Genomic DNA, 22,557 nt, shown 5'->3' on the forward strand with positions numbered 1-22,557 from the left:
AGCGGCAGGCGCTTAACGGTGATAAGGATGCCCGACCAGCAGTGTCCAGGCGCGGTAGAGCTGCTCCGCCAATACGATGCGCACCAGCGGGTGCGGCAGGGTCAGCGCGGAGAGCGACCAGCGCTGATCCGCGCGGGCCAGCAGGCGTGGATCGAGCCCGTCAGGACCGCCGATCAGGATGGCCACATCGCGACCGCCCAGGCGCCAGTCATCGGCGTGCTGAGCCAGCTGCTCCGTGCTCCACGACTTCCCTAGGACATCAAGGGCGACAACATGTTCATTTCCCTTGAGTTTTTCCAGCATCCGATCACCTTCACTGGCCATGGCACGGGCAATATCCGCGTTCTTGCCACGGTTTCCGGGCGCCAGTTCGATGAATTCGAGGGAAAAGTCTCTTGGCATGCGCTTGAGATATTCCCGGCTACCCTTCTCCACCCAGTCAGGCATCTTCTGCCCGACCGCCAGTACTCGGATCTTCATGTCCTGTCCCGTGTCGTCAGTGGCCAACGGGCATGCCCGCTGACCCTCTCCTTCCGTCCAACCACCACGGGCCCGCCCTGTCAGCATGCTGCCCGCAACCGGCGCCGGTGGCACCGCCGTGCCGCATCACTCCGCCTCTTGAGGCAGGCAAGAGCGGAATCAGCTGCGCTGTTCGAACTCTTCGCTCGTCTCGCGGGGCAGATCGCTCCACAGGCGCTCGAGGTCATATAGGGCACGGGTTTCGGCCAGCATGACGTGGACGACGACATCGCCCAGATCCAGCAACACCCAGTCGGAACCGTTGTCGCCTTCGCAACCCAGCGGCTTGACGCCGGCTTCTTTCACCGTGACCTGCACATTGTTGGCCAGAGCGGCGATATGACGGCTGGAAGTCCCCGTCGCGATCACCATGACATCGGTGACGCTGGTCAGCTTGGAGACATCGATCTCGCTGATTTCCTGGGCCTTGAGGTCGTCAAGGGCGTCGATCACCAGGTTTTTAAGAGCTTCGGTCTGCATGATTCCTCGGAAGTTTGTTCGGCAGGGGGCGCATTCTACCCGTTGGTGATGCGCTCGCCTATGGGCATCGTCAATCTACGCGTCACGAACCCTCACTCACAGGGCGGGCAGTAAAGCGACCGGGCCTCGATATGGCGGATGACCGTCTCGGGCAGCAGGTAGCGCACGCTATCCCCCAGCGCGAGCCGCTCGCGCACGAAGGTCGCGCTGATCGCCATGCGGGTCGGCAATGACAACCGCAGCAACAGGCCGCCGGGACGCGCCATCAGCTCGGCCACCGTCTGCACTTCCCGCCCCTCGATCAAGGCCTTCAACGCCTCTGGCAGAGGAGCATCATGATCAGGCCGCTCGATCACCACGACATGGGCATCATCGAACAATCGCTCGGCGGCATGCCATTCGCCAAGCTTGAGAAAGGCATCATGGCCGATGGCCATCACCAGCCGCGCCTGAGGGCCATATTCGCCGCGCAGGCTCGCCAGGGTGTCGGCACTGTAGGACGGCCCATCCCGGAAAAGCTCGCGGGCGTCCGCCTTGAGCCCCGGCTCACCGGCAATCGCGGCCTCCAGCATGGCCAGACGCTCCTCGCTGCTCACCCCGGGTGCGGCACGATGTGGCGGCTGATGGCAGGGAATCATCAACACATGATCCAGACCCAGCGCCTCACGCAGTTCGATGGCGCTGCGAAGGTGCCCGTGGTGTACCGGGTCGAAGGTGCCCCCGAGCATCGCCACCCGGGGGACCGGCCCGAGACAGCCCTCGAAGCCGGGCTGTGGCTTCTCGTCAGGCAGAGTGTCGCAGGCCTCCCCACCCGGCTGTGCGGCAGGTTCGCGCTGCGCGGCGTCGCCGTCGACATTCAGCGGGCGCTGGCTATCGTCCAGCGCCCGTGGCGATGCGCTGACCGAGGAAGGGTCTGGAGATCTCACTGACGAATCTGCCCATCGCCGAACACGACATACTTACGTGTGGTGAGCCCTTCCAGCCCCACGGGCCCGCGAGCGTGCAGCTTGTCGGTGGAAATGCCGATCTCGGCACCCAATCCGTATTCGAAGCCATCGGCAAAGCGGGTGGAGGCATTGACCATCACGGAGCTGGAATCCACTTCGGCCATGAACCGGCGCGCCAGCGCATAGTTGTCGGTGATGATGGCTTCGGTATGCCCGGAGCTGTGACGCTCGATATGCGCCATCGCCGCTTCCACGCCCTCGACGACCCGAATCGCCAGAATCGGTGCCAGATACTCGGTATCCCAGTCCTGATCCGTGGCGGCCACGGCCTCGGACAGGATGTCACAGGTGCGTTCACAGCCACGAATCTCGACCTCATGGACCGCCAGACGCTCGGCGATGCGCGGCAGCACCTCGGCCGCGACAGCCGCATCCACCAGCAGGGTCTCCATGGTGTTGCAGGTACCGTAACGGTGTGTCTTGGCGTTCTCGGCGATGCTCACCGCCATGTCGAGATCTGCCGTGGCGTCGATATAGACGTGGCAGATACCGTCGAGATGCTTGATGACCGGCACGCGCGCCTCATTGGTGATGCGCTCGACCAGACTCTTGCCCCCACGCGGGATGATGACATCGACGTACTCGGGCATCGCGATCAGACGGCCCACCGCGGCACGGTCCGTGGTGGCCACCACCTGCACCGCCGTCGCCGGCAGCCCGGCCGCCACCAGCGCCTCGCGGATGATCTCACCCAGCGCACGGTTGCTGGACGCCGCTTCGGAACCACCACGCAGGATGCAGGCATTGCCGGACTTGAGGCACAGGCTGGCGGCTTCGATGGTGACGTTGGGCCGTGATTCGAAGATGATGCCGATCACGCCCAGCGGCACACGCATGTGACCGACCTGGATGCCGCTGGGGCGATATTTCAGGCCATCGATCTCACCGACCGGGTCCGGCAGGGCCGCGACCTGCTCGAGCCCCTCGATCATGGCGTCGATACGCGCCGGCGTGAGGGCGAGGCGGTCGACCATCGCCTCCGACAGGCCATTGTCACGCGCTCGCGTCAGGTCATCGGCATTGGCGGCGGTCAGCGACTCGCGGCGCTCGTCGATCAGTCGTGCCATGATCTGCAGCGCCCGGTTCTTGAGGCCGCTGTCGACACGACGCATCACCACGCTCGCCGCGCGGGCATCGCCGCCCAGACCGTTCATGTAAGCCACGACGTCCGTGGTGTCGTGCTTGCCCAGCTCGCTCATGTGCCTTGTCTCATTCGTAGAAAGATGTAGGAAAGTGCCTTCCGCCCGCTCTGGCGACTGTGGATCAGCCGAGGGAGGGGCGAAGCGAAAGCGCCGGATCACCTCGACACTTCGGAAAATCATGGTTTGGGGTATGCTGGCCCGTATCAGCGCCCGGCAGAGCCGGGACAGGCAGGCGGCATCACGCTCGCACATCCTGTCATGGCATGGCTCAATGCGCTGCGCCCCATCCGACCGGGGAGTCTGGTCGGATTCATGTCATCCACGGGAAAGGTGCCAATATAAGTCACCATGGAGATCAAGTTCAAAGTCCGGGTCAGTCAGTTCATCTGTCTGCTCGGCTCTGTGCTGTTGCTGCTGGAAGCGGCGCGCCAGATCAGCCTCGCCCTGACCATCACCGGACTGCTGCTGGCCATCGGCGGCACCTTGCTGCTGGTGGTCTCCCTGGCGCACGAACTCTTCACGCTGGGCTGGTTCCGGACCACGGCCATGCTCAGCGTGGCGGTGATCATGGCGCTGCTGGTGCTGCTGGCACCCGAGCAGCACATGATGTGGCTATGGGGGTTTGCCGTGCTGCTGCTCTATCCGCGCCCCGCGTGGCTGGCGCCGGCCTGCGCCATCATCGGGCTGATCACCACCTGGCTGGCACTCACGCCGCTGGGCAGTGACTGGCTGAGCCTTGGCATCGGCATCACGGCCACCTTGATGGCGCTGGGCGCCATCGCCGGGCAGCGTCAGCAGGAGGTCTGGCGTCAGCTGGAGCGGCGCGGTCGCCGTGACGCGAATCGTGCCATCTGGTCACAATACCAGCTGCTCCGGGATCTGCCGCGGGAAATTTCCCGGGCAGATCGTGAAGGCATCCACATCGAGCTGATCCTGCTGGAGCCAGCCACGCCCACCCGCCTCACGCGTCGCCGTCTGCTGAATACGCTGGACAGTGCGGCGCTGCCCCATGAGACACGCTATCAGCTTGACGACGGCTGCCTGGCGTTGCTGTTGGTGGCACGCAGCGAACACGCCGCCAACCTGCGGCGTCGGCAGCTCATGGAGCATCTCGCCATGCCAGTGCGGGCACGGGTCCAGCCGCTGAACGATACCGAGGCCGACCATCTCGACCTGCAGGCGGCGAGCGCCAACCTCAGCGAGGAGCGCGAGCCGATCACTCACCTGCCCGCACTCCCCTCCCGAAAGGCGGCACTCGCCGACACCCCCCAGGCGGAGGCTGAAGACTGATGTCCTCGTCAACGACGGCCACGCGCGCCAGAGAGCGCCGCCGGCTGGCCAATCGCAAGACCCTGATCATGCTGCTGGCGACCCTGGTGCTGGCCACCTACGCGCTCTGGCGTTATCTGGTCGGGGACTACTCCCACATCCTGACACCGGTGCTGGCCACCTTGCTGATGGGGATCGCGACCGCTCTGCACCTCCTGGATGAAGAGCAGCCGCTTCCCGCCTATCTGGCGCTGATCGGCGGTTATCTGATGCTGGCGCTGGAGGCCCCCAGCGCGCACATCGGAATGTCGCTGTGGCTGGGATTGCCGAGCATCCTGACACTGCTGCTGCTGCCATTGGCGCCGGCGATGCTCTTGAACGTGGTACTGGCCCCGCTGTGGCTATGGCTGCTGGGTCAGCCGGATGACAACTTCGGCGAGGTACTGCGCTATGTCTGCCTGCTGCTGGTCGCCAGCCAGCCCTTCGTGATCAACAACCTGCAGTCAGGTGTCATGCGCATGACCGCCAGCGAGGAAGTCGAGTGCAATGCCTACAATGCGCGCACCGGCCAGCAGCGGCTGACCAGCGAGGCCGCACGCGCCAGTGCGCTGGAGCAGCCGTTGAGCATCCTGGTCATCTATCTGCCGCAGCTGGAGATGCTCGGTGAGCAATTCGGGGAAGACCGCCGTATCGAGTGTCTCTCCTCGGCTTGCGATGTCATGCAGGGCATCTCGCGTCAGGGCGATCTGTTGTGTCGCAGTGACAAGGCCACGTTCTGGCTGATGCTCCCCAATACCGGCGAGGCCGGCGCCCTGATCATGCGTGAACGCCTGACGGCCGCCCTGGCGGCGACGACACAGCCCGAGACCGGCTCGATCATCGCTCACGCTCGTCTCGTCAACTACAAGGCGGGCGACACGGTACAGAAACTCGAACAACGCCTGCTGGCCGCCCAACTCACCCTGATGGACCTCAATGAATGAGCAACACCCTTGCCACACTGACTCACTGGCTGGACCCCACCTCCCTGATGGCCACGCTGAGCGAGCACCCCGTGGCGCTGATTGTCATCATCGGCTTCATCTCCCTGCTCGAATCCCTCGCCATCGTCGGACTGCTGGTCCCCGGCGTGGTCATGCTGACGGCCGGCGCCTCGCTGGCGGGGCATCTTGAGCTTTCCCTGCCACTGGTGCTGCTTTCTGGTGCGCTGGGGGCCGTGATCGGCGATGGCGTGAGCTTCTGGCTCGGCGTCCATCATCGGGATCAGTTACCGCAGCGCTGGCCCTTCTCGCGCCACCCCGAATGGATCGAACACGGTCAGCGCTTCTTCCATCGCCATGGCAGCTGGTCGATCGCCTTCGGGCGTTTCGTCGGCCCGGTACGCCCGATCATCCCGCTGGTCGCGGGCATGCTGGACATGCCGGCCTCGCGCTTCTTCATGGTCAATGGTCTCTCGGCACTGGCGTGGTCTCCCGCCTATCTGCTGCCGGGCTACCTGCTGGGCCAGACCTGGCAATCACTGTTCACGCTGCCACCGGGCGCCAACGGCCTGCTGATCGGCCTGGCCAGCGGCCTGATCGCCTGCGCCTTTGCCTTCTCCTTTCTGCGCCGCCAGCTGGGCCGCGAAGGCCGCCTCTATCACTGGCTGGCGCGCCGCATGCGTCGCTCGGCATCCGGCCGTCGCCTGTGGTGGCAGCTGCGCCACCCCGACCCGGAAGGCGAGTTCCCGCTGGCCTCGATGGCACTGCTGGTCTTTGCCGTCATCAGCGTGCCCGCGATGAGTCTGGCGGCACTCGCTCACCCCGGGCCCTGGCAGATCGACGTCGTCGCGGCCTCGCTCGCCGACAGACTCCACACCCTGCTGCCCGAGAACCTTCTGCACCAGGCCAGCCTGTGGCTGTCGCAGCTCGGCGATGGCACGGGGCTCGCGGCACTCGTGGCGCCCTGGCTCGTGTGGCTGGCACTCACGCGCCGCCATGCGATATGGATCCATCTGAGCGCCGCCTGGGTCGGCATCGCCTGCGCCAATACCGTGCTCAAGTATCTGATCCAGCGCCCCCGTCCGGACACTCCCGCCTTCCTCGAGGGCTCGATGTCGTTCCCCAGTGCCCACACGGCCGGTGCCGTCGCGGTATTCGGCCTGGCAGCCGCCTTCATCGCCGAACGGCAACCCTCTCCACGCCGACGCTGGATCTATTGGAGCGCCATCATCGCCTGTAGCGTGATCGGGCTGTCTCGCATCTTCCTCGGCGTGCACTATCTGAGCGATATCCTGGGCGGCGCCTGCCTGGGACTGCTGGCGTGTGCTCTGGTGCGCATCAGCTACCCTGCCTTCGTCCAGCAACCCTGCCCCTCGCCGACCGCCCCCGTGGTGTGGTTGAGCCTGGCGAGTCTGGGTCTGCTGACGGCGCGCCTGCTGTGGCTGCCGCTCTAGCCCGTCATTCACGATCGACCCTCAAGGTGATCGCTGCACGTCATCACCACCGCCACCTTCGCCTTCTGCCCAAGAGGATACCCATGCCCGGTCCTGCCGCTCCCCCTGCCAACCAGCCCCAGGCGCTCATGTCGATTCATCTCGGCATCGCGCTGCTCGGCGGCACGGCGCTGTTCTCGAAGGGCCTGCCACTCTCGGCGCTCGACATCACCACTTGGCGCAGCCTGCTGGCCGGCCTGTTCCTTCTGTGGATCGCACGGCTGAAGTGGCAGGTCTCGCTGCGCCTGAGCGGCCGCGACTGGGCGCTGATGGGCGTGGCCGCGGCGCTGATGGCCGCTCACTGGGTCAGCTACTTCCACGCGATGCAGGTCTCGTCCGTGGCCACCGGCATGCTGGCACTGTTCACCTATCCCATCTTCATCGTGCTGCTGGAACCCTGGGTGGAGGGCACGCGTCTGAAAGCCGGGGATCTGGCGGCAGCGGGGCTGGTGTGCATCGGCGTCTGGCTGCTGGTTCCCGGCGGCGGCAACAGCGCGCAGGGCGATAGCCTGGCGGGAGTGTTGTGGGGCGTGTTCTCGGGCCTGCTGTTCGCGGCGCGCAATCTGCTGGTGCGCTACCGTCTCAGCCACCTCAACCCGGTGCTGTCGATGAGCCTGCAGGCGCTGGGCGTGGTGGTGCTGACATTGCCGTTCGCCTCCGGCGAGATCATGGACGCAAGCCCGGGAACAGGCATCGCCATGCTGGTACTGGCCGTCGTGTTCACGGCCACCCCCCATGCCCTGATGACCTTCGCCCTGGGTGGCCTCAGGGCCAAGACCGTCGGCATGATCGGCTGTCTGCAGCCGGTGTATGGGGTGCTGCTTGCCTGGTTGATTCTCGGCGAGGCCCCCACCTGGATGACGCTGGTGGGCGGCAGTTTCATCGTGGCGACGGCGGCACTGGAGACCCTGCGACGCAATTGACTCGCACACCACCGTTGAGACAGCTGCCGGCGTTGCGCCAGCCGCCCCGATAGTCCCCGTCGTCGCGGTTGCTTCAGCCGGCGAACACACGAAGGCCCGCCATTGGCGGGCCTTCGTGTGTTCGGGGTGTGTCGGTCAGCGCCTTGGCATGCCGAGGTCAGCCGGTGGCGAGCCAGATGCCCACCCCGACCATCAGGGTCCCCGCGACCCGGTTCATGAGCCGCACGCGCGAACCACGACCGAGCCAGCGCGCCAGTCCACTGCCGCCACCGGCATACAGCATCAGACAGCTGAATTCGAGCGTGAGAATGATGCCCACCAGCGCCACCAGCTGTGGCGTCATCGGCAGGCTCGCGTCCAGAAACGGTGGCAGCAGCGCGATGAAGAACGCCCAGCCCTTGGGATTGGCGATGGCGGTGACGAAGCCCTGTGCCGCCAATGTCCGCCGCGAGGCTCGTGGTGCAGCACTGGCCTCGCCCACGGCCCCCAGCGCCAGGCGCCCTCGCGAGCGCCACATCTGGATGCCGAGCCACACCAGATAGGCGCCCCCGGCCAGCTTGAAGGCCGAGAACACCAGCGGATAGCGCAGCATGATGGTCGCGACCCCGATCACGGCCGAGACCGCCACCAGCCCGACCCCCAGCAGCTCGCCCACCATCATCCACAGGGTGCGGCGCACCCCTTGCGTCATCCCCAGGGTCATGGCCAGCGTCATGCACATGCCCGGTGTCAGCGACACCAGAAAGAAGGTCGGCACGAACACCGACAACAATGACCAATTCAGCATTCCCCGCTCTCCCTGCACAATCCGATGATCAAGATGACGACACTAGTCACCACTGACATGCCCTTCGCCCCAGCGCGGCATCAGCGCATGCGCGATTCCCAGCTGATTGAGAATGCGCGCGACGATGAAGTCGATCATGTCATCGAGTGTCTGCGGGCGGTGATAGAAGCCGGGGGCGGCGGGCAGGATGACGGCCCCCATGCGCGTCAGGCTCAGCATGTGTTCGAGATGGATCGCCGAGAACGGCGTCTCGCGCGGCACCAGGATCAGCGTGCGACGCTCCTTGAGGGCGACGTCGGCGGCGCGTTCGATCAGATTGTTGCTGGCGCCGGTCGCGATGGACGAGAGCGAGCCGGTGGAACATGGACATACCACCATGGCACTCGGCGCGCCGGAGCCGGACGCCACGGGCGCCATCCAGTCCTCGCGGCCGAAGCAGCGAATCTGACCGGGCCTGGCGGCGTAGCGCTGGGTGAGCACCTCGGTGAGGCGAGCCGGGCGCGCCGGCAGTTCTTCATCGGTCTCGGTGGCGATCACCATGTGGGCGGCCTTGGAGACCATCACCATCACCTCATGACCCGCCGCGACCAGGCATTCGATCAGCCGCAGGCCATACTGGGCACCCGAGGCCCCGGTCAGCGCGACGGTGACCGCTGACTTGAACTCCCCTTCGGGGGCTTTCGCTTGCTGGCTCATGCCTCACCTTCCCGTGCTGCCAGTGCACTCAACAGACGTTCGTGGATACCGCCGAAACCGCCATTGGACATCACCACCACCCAGTCGCCGGCGCGGGAGTCATTGGCGATCTTGGCGATCAGGGCGTCGAGGTCCTGCTCGACATCGGCTTCAACGCCGAGGGCACGACACTCGCTGACCGTCTCGTCCAGTGACCAGCCCAGTGTCGGGCCCGCGAACCAGCTGACCCGATCCGCTGCGGTGACCGCTGCCGGGAGGCGCGCCTTCATGGTGCCAAGCTTCATGGTGTTGGAACGCGGCTCGATCACTGCCCACAGACGACCGCCCTGCCCTTCGGCTGCCACGCCCGGCGCCAGGCCCTCAAGCGTGGTGGCGATGGCGGTCGGGTGGTGCGCGAAGTCATCGATGACCTTGACGCCGGCCACCTCACCGCGCAGCTCCTGACGGCGCCTGGGCGGCGCGAAGCGCGCGAGCGCCTGCAGCGCCGCCTCGACACTCACGCCGCACTCGACGGCAGCGGCCACCGCGGCACAGGCATTGGCCACGTTGTGGCGTCCGCGCATCGCCCACTGGCACTCGACGAAGCGGTCCGCCTCGCCGGACACGGCGGCCGGCGCCGCCAGCGCGAAGTGGCTGCCATCGGCACTGATCAGACGATAGCGCCAGTCGCCACCGGCGTTCTCGATGCCACCTTCATCGCCGAAGCGTGTCACCGGCGTCCAGCAGCCTTGATCCAGCACGCGTTCCAGCGCCTCGGCACCGGCGACGGCGTCCGCCGCGACCACCAGCTTGCCGCCAGCCGGCACGGTACGCACCAGGTGATGGAACTGCCGTTCAATGGCCGCGAGATCCGGGAAGATGTCGGCGTGGTCGAATTCGAGATTGTTGAGCACGGCGATGCGCGGACGGTAATGCACGAACTTGGAGCGCTTGTCGAAGAAGGCCGTGTCGTACTCATCGGCCTCGACCACGAAGGGTGCCTGCGGGTCGCCGATACGCGCGGAATCGCCCAGCTGCGGCGGCACGCCCCCGATCAAATAGCCCGGCGTGAGGCCCGCGCATTCGAGAATCCAGGCGGTCATGGTCGCGGTGGTGGTCTTGCCGTGGGTGCCGGCAATGGCGACCACCGGTCGTCCCGTCAGCACCTCGTCACACAGCCATTGCGGGCCGGAGGTGTAGGCCAGGCCGCGCTCGAGCAGCGCCTCGACTTCAGGATTGCCGCGCGAGACGGCATTGCCGACCACCGTGAGCTCTGGCGCGGGCTCGAGATTGTCGGCGGCATACCCTTCCATCAGGGTGATACCGGCCTCGGCCAGCTGTGTGCTCATGGGCGGATAGACATTGGCATCGCTGCCGGTGACGCGATGGCCGCGCGCACGCGCAAGCAGTGCCAGAGAGCCCATGAAGGTACCGCAAATACCGATGACGTGAAGGTGCATCTGTTTCTCCAATCCGGAAGCCCGAGCAGCCTAGCATGCCCGCCAGGCGGCGAGTAGCACGGGCGTGTCGGGGCAGAACGACAGACACGTGACATCCGGGCGTCGTGCAGGGGTCATGTCTTTCGGATATGATGCGGCGGGTAAGCGCCAGCCCGTTCAAGACCATGACAAGGAAGCAGAGACGAGAAGCCCATGCCCCAGCACAATGCCTTCTACGCCCAGTCCGGTGGCGTTACCGCCGTCATCAATGCCAGCGCCTGTGGCGTGATCGAAGCCGTGCGTGAACACGGCGACCAGATCGGCAAGCTCTACGCCGGTCACAACGGCATCATCGGCGCCCTGACCGAAGATCTGATCGATGTCAGCCAGGAAAGCGACGAGAACATCGCCGCCTTGCGCCACACCCCGGGCGGTGCCTTCGGCTCCTGCCGTTACAAGCTCAAGAGCATCGAGGATCACCGTACCCAGTACGAGCGTCTGATCGAGGTGTTCAAGGCCCACGATATCCGCTACTTCTTCTACAACGGTGGCGGCGACAGCGCCGATACCTGCCTGAAGGTCTCCCAGCTGGCCGAGACCATGGGCTACCCGATCCAGGCCATCCACGTGCCCAAGACCGTGGACAACGACCTGCCGATCACCGACAACTCGCCGGGCTTCGGCAGCGTGGCCAAGTACATCGCCACCTCCACCCGCGAGGCCGGCCTCGACATCGCCTCCATGTGCGCCACTTCCACCAAGGTGTTCATCCTTGAGGTCATGGGACGTCACGCTGGCTGGATCGCCGCCGCCGGTGCCCTGGCTGGCGAAGATGCCACCCAGCCGCCGCACATCGTGGTCTTCCCGGAAGTCGCCTTCCACCGCAAGGACTTCATGGCGCGTGTCGACCAGTGCGTCAAGGACCACGGCTACTGCGTGGTGGTGGTCTCCGAGGGTGCCCGCTATGAAGACGGCACCTTCCTGGCCGATGCCGGCAACACCGATGCCTTCGGCCACCGTCAGCTGGGCGGCGTGGCGCCGACGCTGGCCGGCATGGTCAAGCAGGACCTCGGCTACAAGTATCACTGGGCCGTGGCCGATTATCTGCAGCGCGCGGCACGCCACATCGCCTCGAAGACCGACGTCGAGCAGGCGTACGCCACGGGTCGTGCTGCCGTGGAAATGGCCCTGGCCGGCAAGAACGCCGTGATGCCGGCGATCCGTCGCCTCGGCGATGGCGCTGACTACGCCTGGGACATCATCGAGGCACCGCTGGAGCAGATCGCCAACCATGAGAAGTTCATGCCGCTGGAGTTCATCAGCGAAGACGGCTTCTACATCACTGACGCCTGCCGCCAGTACCTGTCACCGCTGATCCAGGGCGAGGACTTCCCGCCCTTCGTCAATGGTCTGCCGGCGGTCGCCCGCCTCACGCTGGCCAAGGTCGAGAAGAAGCTCACGCCGTTCTCGATCTGATCGATCGCGCTGCCCATTTCCCGGGCAGCGCTGTGCCAACGCCGTTGCGGCACCCATGAGAAAGCCCCGCACAGATCACTGTGCGGGGCTTTCTCGTTCATGACGCGAGGCTGCTCTCGACAACCGCACGCCACCGACACACGCAGGGCTATTTGAGCAACCAGGACAGCACCAGCAGCAACAGCAGGATGCCGGCGACGCCCTGCCAGAAATTGGCTGGTTCGCGCATGGCCTCGGATGGCGTGATGGCCTTGCCGGGGTCCTGCTGTGGCAGGCGCAGTGCATAGAGCAGCTCCGACAGACGTCGGAAGCGCAAGGTGCGCTGAGGGTCCAGCGCACGCCTCAGGGCATCGTCCAGCATCTGGGGAACCTGCGGGTTGCGCATGCGTGCCGGCTGATACTCCAGCAGCTCGAGATCCGTCTGGGTGCGCAGCTGATCCATCGACTGAGCGTAGGGCTGCATGCCGGTCAGCAGCCAGTAGATCACCGACGCCAGCCCGTACTGATCGCTGCGGCGACTGACCTCGGCCCCCAGCGCATATTCCGGCGCACTGTGCTCGGTCAGCCCGACCTGGCGCACCAGGGGACCGGCACTCTCGTGCCCATCCCCTTCGCGCAGATGACAGGCCCCGAAGTCCACCAGCACTACCTTGCCGTGACGGTCGATCATCACGTTGTCGGGGTGGATCAACTGATGCAGCACTTCACGCCGATTGAGTGCGTGGACCGCCTTGCCCAGCTGGCGGGCGATATCCAGGCGCTGCTCGAGATTGGCCTGGGGATGCTGGCGCGCCCAGTCGGTCAGCGTCTGCGCCTCCAGATGCTCGAGCAGATAGTAGAGGTGATCCCGCGGACGCGAGGGTTCCACCACCTTGACGACAAAGGGCGAGTTGACGCGATCCACCACCCACTGCTGGAGCAGGAAGTGCTCGAGATAGGCGTTCTTGAGCGAGAGCTCCGGACTCGGCGCCTTCATCACCATCACGCGCCGGCTCTTGAGATCCCGGACCTTGTAGACGCGCACCCGCGCACTGCGTGACATGACTTCCAGCACTTCCAGCCCATCGATGCGATCCCCCGGCTCCAGCTCGCGCGGCACCGGCAGATCCCCATAGATGCGCCCCGGCGTGTCTTCGCTGGCACTGGCCAGGCGATCGATACGCACCAGCTGGAAGCAGAACTGATCCGCGGTATAGCCACGTTCGTCGGCACGGTCCGCAGCGGCATGCGCGAGACGCTCGCTGGCGGCGTCCAGATCCGAGACATCGTCACGAATCAGTGACACGAAGTCCGAGGGCAGCAAGGTGCCGCGCACCGCCTGGGTGGTCAGCAGGAAGATGTCGCCCTGCTTGAGCGGCAATTCGATGTAATCGATGTCGAGACTGACATCCATGCCCAGTGCCCGTGAGGGATAGCGATAACCGCCCAGGTCCGTGACATGATCACGCGAGATCTGTTCGAACTCGCCACCACGCAGACGGAACACCACGGTATCGCCGGCATGGAACAGATGCGCCGACTGGCCACGGAAGATGACCGCGGAAATCGAGGTGACGTAACTGCCGCCACGCACGAAGCGACTCTGGCTGTAGCACCAGCTGTTCAGCGCTCGCAGCACACGAGTCGCGGAATACTTGACGCTCCAGTTGTCGGGCGTGGCGAAGTAGTCGGCCAGAAAGCCACGCACGGCCAGATCGCCCGCCTGCTTGGCGATGGCGTTCTTGCTGGTGGTATCCGCGATCAACGCACAGCCGCCCTTGGTCGCCAGCGGGCCACGCTCGACAGGAATTTCCAGCGACATCGAGCTGCGGTGGCGCTTGCGGTCCGGTGCCACGAAGGCCTGACCATAACTGAGTGAAAGCTCTGCATCCGCCAAGGCGGTCTCCTTGCATGTCTGTCCTGCGGTGACGACCCTGCTGGTGCATGCCGGCCACGACAGGCCTCGTCACAGTGTCTGCACGGCACCGCGAGTCGCGCGGCGATCCTTGAACAACGGGCACACCATCGGCCAGAGTGTCGATGGATGGCCTCCACATGGGCTCGCGCGCTGCCAAGTGTTACCCGAGTCAGCCTGCAGTGCCACCACTCGTTGGTGCAACGCAAGGCGATCGAGCGTGGCATAATGGCAAAACGGTCTGCCAGTTCGTATAATTCAGCGGAATTTTGACCCGCAGGCCTTCAACCCGCAAACCCAAGGACTCGACAATGAGTTTCGACAAGATCCCCGCTGGCAAGGAATTGCCGAACGACGTCTACGTAGCGATCGAGATTCCGGCCAATCACGCGCCGATCAAGTACGAGATCGACAAGGACATCGATGCACTCATGGTGGATCGTTTCATGGCCACTCCGATGTTCTACCCGGCCAACTACGGTTACATCCCGAACACCCTGGCTGACGATGGCGATGCCCTCGACGCGCTGGTCGTGACTCCGTATCCGGTCGCGCCGGGCAGCGTCATCCGTGCGCGTCCGGTCGGCGTGCTCAACATGAGCGACGAAGCTGGCGAAGACGCCAAGCTGGTCTGCGTACCGCACCAGAAGCTGACCTCCCTGTACGACGACGTCCAGGAAGTCACTGATCTGCCGGAACTGCTGCGTCAGCAGATCGCGCACTTCTTCGAGAACTACAAGGATCTCGAGAAGGGCAAGTGGGTCAAGATCGATTCCTGGGACGGCGCTGATGCCGCGCGTGCCGCGATCGAGAAGGCAGCAGCTGCCTACCAGAAGGACTGATCCTTCCCGTGACGGTCGCCAACTGACCCTCATTTGCTGACCGCTCATGAAAAAGCCCCCGTCATTGACGGGGGCTTTTCGTTTTCTGGGCTCAGCCCGATCCAGCTCAGGCTGACGAGGCTGGCGGACATGACCTCCGTCAGGGTCCGCCAGCCTCGCGTCAGACTTCAGCCCTTCTCGAGCAGGCTGCGCAGGTCACTGATCGCGGAATTGGCGCGTGCGATGTAGTTGGCCATGACCAGCGAGTGATTGGCGAAGAAACCGAAGCCGGAACCGTTGAGGATCACCGGGCTGCCGATATCGGTCTGGGTCGACTCCAGCTCACGGATGATCTGGTCGATGGAGGTCAGCGCGTTCTTGTCTTCCAGAACGCCCTGGAAGTCATGACGCACCGCCTTGAGCAGATGGATCAACGCCCAGGAGGTGCCGCGCGCCTGATAGAAGACATCGTCGATCTCGAGCCACGGCGTCTTGATCTCTTCTTCCGTCTGGGTGCTCTTGGCCGAGGTCGCGTTCTTGTCACCGGCCAGACTCAGATTGAGCTGAGACTTGCCGACGCTCGCGGACAGTCGCTGTGACAGGGAACCGAGACGATTCTCGACATCCGACAGCCAGGCCACCAGATTGTCGGCGCGCGCATAGAACTGGCCATTGTTCTGGGTGTCATCGCTCAGACGCTTGAGGTAGTCCCCCAACTGGCGGTTGGCATCGGCATATTCATGCTCGGCTTCCGGCAGCATCCAGGCATTGGCGTCGATGAACAGCAGCGATTCCGCCTTGCCCAGCGCCTTGTCATCACTGGACTGGGACTGTGAACGACTGAATTCCTTGCGCAGCTCGCGCGTCATGTCGCGCACCTGCACCAGCACCCCATATTCCCAGTTGGGCATGTTGTCCAGCCACAGCCCCGGGGGTGCCACGTCATTCTTCAAATAGCCACCGGGCTTGTGCAGCAGGGTATCGTTGAGTTTCATCAGGGTCGCGACGGTCGCCGTGCCCGTCGGCAGCACCTCGAAGGCCGGTGCCGGCTGCTCGCCATCGACACTGGCAACGGGTGCCGCCAGCCCATGTACGCGGGCCAGTTCGGTGCGCGTGGCCTGGTCGACATTGAATTCGTCCGGCTCGCTGCTCCAGTAGATCCCAAGGCCAACGCAGACCAGCAGGTAAATGACGAACAGCCCGACCAGTGGTTTCCAGATCCAGCCATACTGAGGTGTTTCCAGCACGTCGCGACCCGCGCCACGCTTGCTGCCTTTACCGAATAGGGCCATGCGTTCTTCCTTGTATGAAGCCTTGTAAAAAGCCGTGTGAAAAAAGACGAGTCAGAAGACCGTGAACCGGTGTCGATACCCGCGTTGCCTCCAGCGCCGGTACTCATGACGTACGTCCTATCCTATCATGCGTCCCTGCGTGTGCCAGTCGCGCTCATCGCGACGTCAGAACCGGGGGGAGATCATCGCTACATGGTGGCGCATTCATCCTGGTGCAAGTCGCGACCCGTGATCATCGTGGGCATCATTGCCGGCCCTCTTTCCGTGACGAACACCTCAAGCGAGCTGATCGCGCAGAGGGCACAGGCACTCGCAAGATCGGCTTCTTCTCCCGGCACTGCAAAAGGATGCCTTCGTGCTTCGTCCGTTTCCCGCAAATGACGCGATCTCCCGCCAGATTCGCGCCAGTCTCGCCCTCGCCCGACCGATGCGCCCCGGGGTGCTGCTGGTCATTGTGCTGCTCCTCAGCCTGACCACTTTCGCCCTGCCAGCCCATGCCGGGCTGTTCGGCAGCAGTCCGGCCGCCTCCTCCAGCAGCGAATCGTCTACCGGGCTGTTCACGAGACAGGCATCCAGCAGCGACTTCCTGCCGGTCAACGAGGCCTTTACGCCCCGCGCATGGCGTGAAGGCGACACCCTCTATGTCGGCTTCACCAGTGCCGAGGGCTATTACCTCTATCGCCATCAATTCGACTTCGCGACCTCCCGTGACGATCTCCGGCTCGGTGCCGCGGACCTGCCCCCCGGCGAATTCAAGCAGGACCCCTATCTGGGCGACGTGCACGTCTTCCATGACCCACTGGTCATTCGCCTGCCTCTGACAGCCGCAGACCGTCAGAATGCCCCGGACGAGGCGTCATCGATCAGTGGTCCGGTACCGATATCCATCACCTTCCAGGGGTGTGCCGACGCCGGCCTCTGCTATCCCCCCGAGACCGTCACGCTCGAGGCCGGTGAACAGAGTGCGCCCGACGCCTTTGCCCACCTGATGCCTGATGCCGCCACCCTGGAGAGCGGCGCTGCCGACGACACTGGCGAACATCGTGCCGGCGAGCCCACCGCTATCCCGGGGACGGATGGCAGCTTTCGAGCATTGTTCACGGATGCCGGCCTCGTCACCTTGCTCGGGCTGTTCTTCCTGGCAGGCCTCGGGCTGACCTTCACGCCCTGCGTGCTGCCGATGATCCCGATTCTCAGCTCGATCATCGTCGGCCAGCGCCCCAGCCGCCCGCGCGCCTTGCTGCTGTCGTCAAGCTACGCCCTGGGCATGGCGCTCACCTACGCCGCGGCCGGCACGCTGATGGGTCTGTTCGGCGCCGGCCTCAACCTGCAGGCCCAACTGCAATCTCCCGTCGTGCTGATTCCCTTTGCCGCCCTGTTCGTGCTGTTCGCGCTGGCCATGTTCGGCGCCTTCAATCTGCGCCTGCCCGGCCGCCTGCATTCGCGCCTCGACACGCTGCAGGGGCGCCTGATGAATGCCGGCCCGGGGGGATTGGCGCTGGCAGGCGCGTTATCGGTACTCGTGGTATCGCCCTGCGTCTCGGCACCTCTGGCCGGTGCGCTGGTCTATCTCTCCGCCAGTGGCGATGCCACCAGCGGCGGGTTGGCGCTGTTCGCGCTCGGGCTCGGCATGGGGGTGCCGCTGGTACTGGTCGGCACCTTCGGCGCCAGTCTCCTGCCCAGGGCCGGCGGCTGGATGGAAGGCATCAAGCAGGCCTTCGGCATTCTGCTGCTGGGCGTGGCGCTGTGGCTGGTAGAGCGCTTGCTGCCGGCCTCGCTGGCGGTGCTGGGCTGGGCGGCATTGGCCATCGGCACCGGGGTGGCGCTCGGCGCGATCAGCTCCTCAAACCACGGCTGGGCCCGCGCCCGTCAGGCACTGGGGCTGCTGGCACTCGGCTGGGGAATGATCAGCCTGCTGGGCGTGGCCGGCGGCGCAAGCGACCCGCTACGCCCATTGGCCCCCTTCACCGGAGGCGGAACTGCCACGGGACAGGCAACCGAGCAGACGCTGGACTTCACCACCGTCACCGACATGGCTGCCCTCAAGCGCGAGCTGGCACTGGCTGACCGTCGCGGGCAGCCGGTCTTCGTCGATTACTACGCCGACTGGTGCATCTCCTGCAAGGTGATGGAGCGCGAGGTCTTTCCGCGCGTCGCGAGTCAGCTGCGACAGTTTCATCTGATTCGCGCCGATGTCACCCAGACGGATGCCACCACCCGTGAGCTGCTGTCATCGTTCGGCCTCTTCGGACCGCCCAGCCTGCTGTTCTTCGCAGGACAACAGGAAATGACCGAAGCGCGGATTCAGGGAGAGGTCGATGCCGAGCAGCTGGGCGAGCATCTCGACGAGGTACTGCGTCACCATCGCACTGCCGCGGGTGCATGATCTGGCGGGAGTCAGCCATGCCGGACACCGGCAGATGACGTCGCGATGTTGACGGGATGGCAGCGCGGGAGAGTCGGCGTGGCAATCAGGATAAAAGCGGCAGGAAATCCGGTTCGGTGCCAAACTGGACAGCGTTCGAGAATTTCGGCAGAATCCGCGTCACTGCGACAACAGTCTAGGCTCAATAGGTAAACGTCGCGGATAGTGACGGTATCTTTGCATTTTCACCCAGGGTTAACAGCTCAGCGAGTCACGCACTTGCTTCCGCTGACAAGAGGACTTTCATGGCGCGCATCCTGGTACTCAACGGCCCCAACCTCAATCTGCTGGGCACCCGCGAGCCCGAGGTGTACGGCACGACCACCCTGGAAGATATCCGCTCACGTCTGGAGACACGGGCCAGCCAGGCTGGCCACCAGCTGGACTGGCTGCAATCGAATGCCGAGCATGTGCTGGTAGATCGCGTGCATGCGGCCCGTGAGGATGGCACCGCCATCATCCTGATCAATCCCGCGGCCTTTACCCATACCAGCGTAGCGCTGCGCGATGCCCTGCTGGGGGTCGCACTGCCCTTCATCGAGCTGCACCTGTCCAATACCCATGCCCGCGAGGCGTTCCGCCATCATTCCTATCTTTCCGATGTGGCACGCGGCGTGATCATGGGGTTTGGCGCTCGAAGTTACGACATGGCGCTTGATGCCGCCCTGGCCGATCTTGCCTAGCAGGAGAGTCCCGGCGCAGCCTTCAGGCACGGCAGGCCTCATAGCTGCCTGAGACAAGGATTGACCGGCCCATCGGTCGGGACAGCCAATATCGCTGTCACCCGCAACCATTGACGTCTCGGTTGCACACCCCATTTCCAGCCACCTTTATATCGGGATGAATTTCATGGATATCCGCAAGGTCAAGAAGCTGATCGAGCTGCTCGAAGAGTCCAACATCAGCGAAATCGAGATCCAGGAAGGCGAAGAGTCCGTTCGCATCAGCCGCCATCCGCAGGGCTTCGCCCAGCAGCCGATGATGCAGGCCCCGATGATGATGCAGCAGCAACCGATGCAGCAGCAGGCCGCACCGGCAGCCGGCAGCGTCGAGGCACCGGCAGCCGCCGCTCCGGCAGCGCCGCAGGGCCATACCATCAATTCGCCGATGGTCGGCTCCTTCTATCGCTCTCCGGCGCCGGGCTCCAAGGCCTTCATCGAAGTCGGCCAGAGCGTCAAGAAAGGTGATACCGTCTGCATCGTCGAAGCCATGAAGATGATGAACCAGATCGAAGCCGACAAGGATGGTGTGGTGGAAGCCATTCTGATCGAAGACGGCGAGCCGGTTGAATTCGACCAGCCCATGATCGTCATTTCCTGATCCCAACGGACACGTCACCATGCTCGACAAGGTACTGATTGCCAACCGCGGCGAGATTGCACTTCGCATCCTTCGCGCCTGCAAGGAACTGGGCATCAAGACGGTAGCGGTGCACTCCAAGGCCGACCGCGATCTGATGCACGTCCGCCTGGCCGACGAAGCTGTCTGCATCGGCCCGGCCTCCTCTGCCAAATCCTATCTGCACATTCCGGCGCTGATCGCAGCCGCCGAGGTGACGGACGCCGACGCCATCCATCCGGGCTACGGCTTCCTGTCGGAAAACGCCAACTTCGCCGAGCAGGTCGAACGCTCCGGCTTCGCCTTCATCGGCCCGCGCGCTGACACCATCCGCATGATGGGTGACAAGGTCGCGGCCATCGAAGCGATGAAGCTGGCCGGCGTCCCGACCGTACCGGGCTCCGATGGTCCGGTGCCGCAGGATGAAGACGAGATGTTCGCCATCGCCGAGCGCATCGGCTACCCGGTGATCATCAAGGCCGCCGCTGGCGGTGGTGGTCGCGGCATGCGTGTGGTGCACTCCAAGGCCAGCCTGCTGTCCTCGGTGAGCATCACCCAGGGTGAAGCCGCCGCGGCCTTCGGCGACGGCACGGTGTACATGGAGAAATTCCTCCAGAACCCGCGTCACGTCGAAGTCCAGGTGCTGGCCGATGGCCAGGGCAACGCCATTCACCTGTATGACCGCGACTGCTCCCTGCAGCGTCGTCACCAGAAGGTGCTGGAAGAAGCGCCGGCACCGCAGCTGGATGAGGAAGCCCGTGCCAAGGTCCTCAAGTCGTGCACCGATGCCTGCATCGAGATCGGCTATCGTGGCGCCGGCACCTTCGAATTCCTGTACGAGAACGGCGGGTTCTACTTCATCGAGATGAACACCCGCGTTCAGGTCGAGCACCCGGTGACCGAGATGGTCACGGGCGTCGACATCGTCAAGGAGCAGCTGCGCATCGCCTCCGGCCTGCCGCTCTCCATCAAGCAGGAAGACGTCAAGCTGCGTGGCCACGCCTTCGAATGCCGCATCAATGCCGAAGACTCGCGCACCTTCATGCCGTCTCCGGGCAAGGTCGAGCTCTATCACGCGCCGGGCGGTCTGGGCGTGCGCATGGACTCGCACCTGTACTCCGGCTACACCGTGCCGCCGCACTACGATTCCCTGATCGGCAAGCTGATCACCTGGGGCGAGAGCCGCGAGATCGCATTGACGCGCATGCGCAATGCCCTCGACGAGCTGCTGGTGGAAGGCATCAAGACCAACACTGACCTGCAGAAGGATCTGGTGCGTGATGCCGGCTTCCAGGAAGGTGGCGTCAACATCCATTATCTGGAGAAGAAGCTGGGCCTGTAATCTGCCCTGCTTGAGACTGGCAGCATCGGTCGACACATGACAGAAGGGTGGCCTCGGCCGCCCTTCTGTCGTTTGCGCAGGGGCCCTTGAGTGCGCTCAGGGTCATGCCGGCATCCGAGCGCCCCTGCCCCCACTGCCGCTTCGTCTATTCTCTTCACTCCCTACCTATTCGACAGGAGCCACCATGTCCTGGCTGCAACTCAAGGCGCGTATCGCCCCCGACCACGCCGAGATTCTCGAGCATCTGCTGATGGAAGAAGGTGCCTGCGCCATCACCCTGCAGGACGCCGAGGATCAGCCACTGTTCGAGCCGGACCTCGGCAGCACGCCGCTGTGGAGCGAGACAGTGCTTACCGGCCTGTGGGATGGCACCGAAGGCATCGAGACCATGCGCGAGCGGGTCAAGGCCGGCTGGGCGGCACTGATTCCCGATGAGCCCTGCCCGGAGATCGAGGTCGAGATTCTCGAGGACCGCGACTGGACACGTGAGTGGATGGACGGCTTCGAGCCGCTCAAGATGGGCCAGCGGCTGTGGATCGTGCCCAGCTGGCATGACGCGCCGGAACAGGACGCCGTCAACCTGATGCTCGACCCGGGCCTGGCCTTCGGCACCGGCACTCACCCGACCACCGCCCTGTGCCTGGAATGGCTCGATGGCCTGGCCGTGGAGGGCAAGCTCGCCCGGCACAGCGTGCTCGACTTCGGCTGCGGCTCCGGCATCCTGGCCATCGCCGCACTCAAGCTCGGCGCGGTGGATGCCATGGGCACCGATATCGATCCCCAGGCCCTGCAGGCCTCCCGCGACAACGCCCAGCGCAACGAGGTCAGCGACAGGCTGACACTGTGCTACCCGGACCGCCTGCCGGATGCGGGCTATCAGATCGTGGTCGCCAACATCCTGGCCGGCCCGCTGGTCGAGCTGGCCCCGCAGATCGCGGGCAGTGTGGCCCCGGGTGGCCTCCTGGCGCTTTCCGGCATTCTCGCGCCCCAGGCGGGAGACGTGCTCGAGGCCTATCGTGAGGCCGGCCTGATCATGGAAGAGCCCACCGAGCGCGATGGCTGGGTGCGCCTCAACGGCCAGCGCCCGCTCGAGGGCTGAGCCACGCGATACCATGAGTGCCGCAGCGCAGGGAATCCACGGCGCAAAGGAAGACCTCCGGAACGCGCCACGGATGAAATAGCCCTTCAAACCCTGCGGCGCTCTAGGTATCATGACGCCCCCGTGATGCCTGCATCGCGCGCCACCCCACTGCAT

General features: G+C 64.7%; 20 protein-coding genes. 11 read left to right on the plus strand and 9 right to left on the minus strand.

All coding sequences use genetic code 11. The features are described 5' to 3' along the window. Positions 1-12: 12 nt before the first annotated feature. From rlmH to HXS66_RS02665, 4 genes are all read right to left on the minus strand, one after another. A complete protein-coding gene (gene rlmH, locus HXS66_RS02650) occupies positions 13-480 on the minus strand; it encodes a 23S rRNA (pseudouridine(1915)-N(3))-methyltransferase RlmH (protein ID WP_077371912.1) in 468 nt (155 codons plus the stop codon). Positions 481-639: 159 nt separating this feature from the next. Further along, positions 640-999, minus strand: coding sequence for a ribosome silencing factor (gene rsfS / locus HXS66_RS02655; RefSeq protein ID WP_077371908.1), 360 nt, complete (start codon positions 997-999; stop codon positions 640-642). 92 nt (positions 1,000-1,091) lie between these two features. Further along, complete coding sequence (gene nadD / locus HXS66_RS02660) at positions 1,092-1,727, minus strand: nicotinate-nucleotide adenylyltransferase (RefSeq protein WP_077371905.1); 636 nt, start codon at positions 1,725-1,727, stop codon at positions 1,092-1,094. Between the two features lie 194 nt (positions 1,728-1,921). Continuing rightward, complete coding sequence (locus HXS66_RS02665; protein WP_136938286.1) at positions 1,922-3,205, minus strand: glutamate-5-semialdehyde dehydrogenase; 1,284 nt, start codon at positions 3,203-3,205, stop codon at positions 1,922-1,924. A 291-nt stretch (positions 3,206-3,496) separates the two neighbouring features. On the opposite strand from HXS66_RS02665, the gene HXS66_RS02670 reads away from it, so the two are divergent. From HXS66_RS02670 to HXS66_RS02685, 4 genes are all read left to right on the plus strand, one after another. After that, positions 3,497-4,438: a hypothetical protein gene (locus HXS66_RS02670; protein WP_136938287.1), complete on the plus strand. Its 942-nt coding sequence runs from the start codon at positions 3,497-3,499 to the stop codon at positions 4,436-4,438. Next, positions 4,438-5,400, plus strand: a complete 963-nt coding sequence (locus HXS66_RS02675; protein WP_077371896.1) for a diguanylate cyclase domain-containing protein — start codon at positions 4,438-4,440, stop codon at positions 5,398-5,400. The genes HXS66_RS02670 and HXS66_RS02675 overlap by 1 nt, the downstream gene beginning before the upstream one ends. Next, positions 5,397-6,851 carry a bifunctional DedA family/phosphatase PAP2 family protein gene (locus tag HXS66_RS02680; protein ID WP_255303066.1) on the plus strand — a complete coding sequence of 485 codons (1,455 nt, stop codon included), beginning with the start codon at positions 5,397-5,399 and terminating at the stop codon, positions 6,849-6,851. The genes HXS66_RS02675 and HXS66_RS02680 overlap by 4 nt, the downstream gene beginning before the upstream one ends. 83 nt (positions 6,852-6,934) lie before the next feature. After that, positions 6,935-7,813 carry a DMT family transporter gene (locus HXS66_RS02685; RefSeq protein ID WP_176502792.1) on the plus strand — a complete coding sequence of 293 codons (879 nt, stop codon included), beginning with the start codon at positions 6,935-6,937 and terminating at the stop codon, positions 7,811-7,813. A gap of 157 nt (positions 7,814-7,970) precedes the next feature. Here the strand turns inward: HXS66_RS02685 and HXS66_RS02690 are convergent, their stop codons facing one another. From HXS66_RS02690 to mpl, 3 genes are read right to left on the minus strand one after another with little or no spacing between them, the layout of a single operon-like run. After that, positions 7,971-8,600: a LysE family translocator gene (locus HXS66_RS02690; RefSeq protein WP_077371890.1), complete on the minus strand. Its 630-nt coding sequence runs from the start codon at positions 8,598-8,600 to the stop codon at positions 7,971-7,973. Positions 8,601-8,642: 42 nt separating this feature from the next. Then, complete coding sequence (locus tag HXS66_RS02695; RefSeq protein WP_077371887.1) at positions 8,643-9,296, minus strand: flavin prenyltransferase UbiX; 654 nt, start codon at positions 9,294-9,296, stop codon at positions 8,643-8,645. Further along, positions 9,293-10,735 carry a UDP-N-acetylmuramate:L-alanyl-gamma-D-glutamyl-meso-diaminopimelate ligase gene (gene mpl / locus HXS66_RS02700; protein WP_176502793.1) on the minus strand — a complete coding sequence of 481 codons (1,443 nt, stop codon included), beginning with the start codon at positions 10,733-10,735 and terminating at the stop codon, positions 9,293-9,295. The genes HXS66_RS02695 and mpl overlap by 4 nt, the downstream gene beginning before the upstream one ends. A gap of 192 nt (positions 10,736-10,927) precedes the next feature. On the opposite strand from mpl, the gene HXS66_RS02705 reads away from it, so the two are divergent. Then, positions 10,928-12,190 (plus strand): 6-phosphofructokinase, encoded by a 1,263-nt coding sequence (locus HXS66_RS02705; protein WP_077371881.1) that lies wholly within the window; start codon positions 10,928-10,930, stop codon positions 12,188-12,190. A gap of 148 nt (positions 12,191-12,338) precedes the next feature. On the opposite strand, the gene HXS66_RS02710 is transcribed toward HXS66_RS02705, so the two are convergent. After that, positions 12,339-14,066 (minus strand): bifunctional protein-serine/threonine kinase/phosphatase, encoded by a 1,728-nt coding sequence (locus HXS66_RS02710; RefSeq protein ID WP_077371878.1) that lies wholly within the window; start codon positions 14,064-14,066, stop codon positions 12,339-12,341. Positions 14,067-14,395: 329 nt separating this feature from the next. On the opposite strand from HXS66_RS02710, the gene ppa reads away from it, so the two are divergent. Further along, complete coding sequence (gene ppa / locus HXS66_RS02715) at positions 14,396-14,926, plus strand: inorganic diphosphatase (RefSeq protein WP_043331979.1); 531 nt, start codon at positions 14,396-14,398, stop codon at positions 14,924-14,926. Between the two features lie 167 nt (positions 14,927-15,093). On the opposite strand, the gene HXS66_RS02720 is transcribed toward ppa, so the two are convergent. After that, entirely contained in the window at positions 15,094-16,197 is a 1,104-nt protein-coding gene (locus HXS66_RS02720) for a DUF2333 family protein (RefSeq protein ID WP_077371875.1), read from the minus strand. 355 nt (positions 16,198-16,552) lie between these two features. Here HXS66_RS02720 and dsbD point away from each other — a divergent pair, with 355 nt between their 5' ends. The 5 genes from dsbD (at position 16,553) to prmA (ending at position 22,401) form a co-directional block, all read left to right on the plus strand. Beyond that, complete coding sequence (gene dsbD / locus HXS66_RS02725; protein WP_255303067.1) at positions 16,553-18,583, plus strand: protein-disulfide reductase DsbD; 2,031 nt, start codon at positions 16,553-16,555, stop codon at positions 18,581-18,583. 284 nt (positions 18,584-18,867) lie between these two features. Beyond that, entirely contained in the window at positions 18,868-19,305 is a 438-nt protein-coding gene (gene aroQ, locus HXS66_RS02730; protein ID WP_077371872.1) for a type II 3-dehydroquinate dehydratase, read from the plus strand. A 166-nt stretch (positions 19,306-19,471) separates the two neighbouring features. Then, complete coding sequence (gene accB / locus HXS66_RS02735) at positions 19,472-19,942, plus strand: acetyl-CoA carboxylase biotin carboxyl carrier protein (protein WP_077371869.1); 471 nt, start codon at positions 19,472-19,474, stop codon at positions 19,940-19,942. A gap of 19 nt (positions 19,943-19,961) precedes the next feature. Next, positions 19,962-21,302: an acetyl-CoA carboxylase biotin carboxylase subunit gene (gene accC / locus HXS66_RS02740; RefSeq protein ID WP_077371866.1), complete on the plus strand. Its 1,341-nt coding sequence runs from the start codon at positions 19,962-19,964 to the stop codon at positions 21,300-21,302. 184 nt (positions 21,303-21,486) lie between these two features. After that, on the plus strand, positions 21,487-22,401 hold the full coding sequence (gene prmA, locus HXS66_RS02745; protein ID WP_077371862.1) for a 50S ribosomal protein L11 methyltransferase: 915 nt from the start codon (positions 21,487-21,489) through the stop codon (positions 22,399-22,401). The last annotated feature ends 156 nt before the right edge of the window (positions 22,402-22,557 follow it).

Origin of the sequence: Cobetia sp. 5-11-6-3 (genome assembly GCF_013374055.1) — a bacterium.
Taxonomy (GTDB): Bacteria; Pseudomonadota; Gammaproteobacteria; order Pseudomonadales; family Halomonadaceae; genus Cobetia; species Cobetia marina.

Excerpts from the sequence above, each read along its gene's own strand:
- rlmH (WP_077371912.1), bottom strand. The coding sequence starts at position 480 with ATGAAGATCCGAGTACTGGCGGTCGGGCAGAAGATGCCTGACTGGGTG.
- rsfS (WP_077371908.1), bottom strand. The coding sequence starts at position 999 with ATGCAGACCGAAGCTCTTAAAAACCTGGTGATCGACGCCCTTGACGAC.
- nadD (WP_077371905.1), bottom strand. The coding sequence starts at position 1,727 with ATGCTCGGGGGCACCTTCGACCCGGTACACCACGGGCACCTTCGCAGC.
- HXS66_RS02665 (WP_136938286.1), bottom strand. The coding sequence starts at position 3,205 with ATGAGCGAGCTGGGCAAGCACGACACCACGGACGTCGTGGCTTACATG.
- HXS66_RS02670 (WP_136938287.1), top strand. The coding sequence starts at position 3,497 with ATGGAGATCAAGTTCAAAGTCCGGGTCAGTCAGTTCATCTGTCTGCTC.
- HXS66_RS02675 (WP_077371896.1), top strand. The coding sequence starts at position 4,438 with ATGTCCTCGTCAACGACGGCCACGCGCGCCAGAGAGCGCCGCCGGCTG.
- HXS66_RS02680 (WP_255303066.1), top strand. The coding sequence starts at position 5,397 with ATGAGCAACACCCTTGCCACACTGACTCACTGGCTGGACCCCACCTCC.
- HXS66_RS02685 (WP_176502792.1), top strand. The coding sequence starts at position 6,935 with ATGCCCGGTCCTGCCGCTCCCCCTGCCAACCAGCCCCAGGCGCTCATG.
- HXS66_RS02690 (WP_077371890.1), bottom strand. The coding sequence starts at position 8,600 with ATGCTGAATTGGTCATTGTTGTCGGTGTTCGTGCCGACCTTCTTTCTG.
- HXS66_RS02695 (WP_077371887.1), bottom strand. The coding sequence starts at position 9,296 with ATGAGCCAGCAAGCGAAAGCCCCCGAAGGGGAGTTCAAGTCAGCGGTC.
- mpl (WP_176502793.1), bottom strand. The coding sequence starts at position 10,735 with ATGCACCTTCACGTCATCGGTATTTGCGGTACCTTCATGGGCTCTCTG.
- HXS66_RS02705 (WP_077371881.1), top strand. The coding sequence starts at position 10,928 with ATGCCCCAGCACAATGCCTTCTACGCCCAGTCCGGTGGCGTTACCGCC.
- ppa (WP_043331979.1), top strand. The coding sequence starts at position 14,396 with ATGAGTTTCGACAAGATCCCCGCTGGCAAGGAATTGCCGAACGACGTC.
- HXS66_RS02720 (WP_077371875.1), bottom strand. The coding sequence starts at position 16,197 with ATGGCCCTATTCGGTAAAGGCAGCAAGCGTGGCGCGGGTCGCGACGTG.
- aroQ (WP_077371872.1), top strand. The coding sequence starts at position 18,868 with ATGGCGCGCATCCTGGTACTCAACGGCCCCAACCTCAATCTGCTGGGC.
- accB (WP_077371869.1), top strand. The coding sequence starts at position 19,472 with ATGGATATCCGCAAGGTCAAGAAGCTGATCGAGCTGCTCGAAGAGTCC.
- accC (WP_077371866.1), top strand. The coding sequence starts at position 19,962 with ATGCTCGACAAGGTACTGATTGCCAACCGCGGCGAGATTGCACTTCGC.
- prmA (WP_077371862.1), top strand. The coding sequence starts at position 21,487 with ATGTCCTGGCTGCAACTCAAGGCGCGTATCGCCCCCGACCACGCCGAG.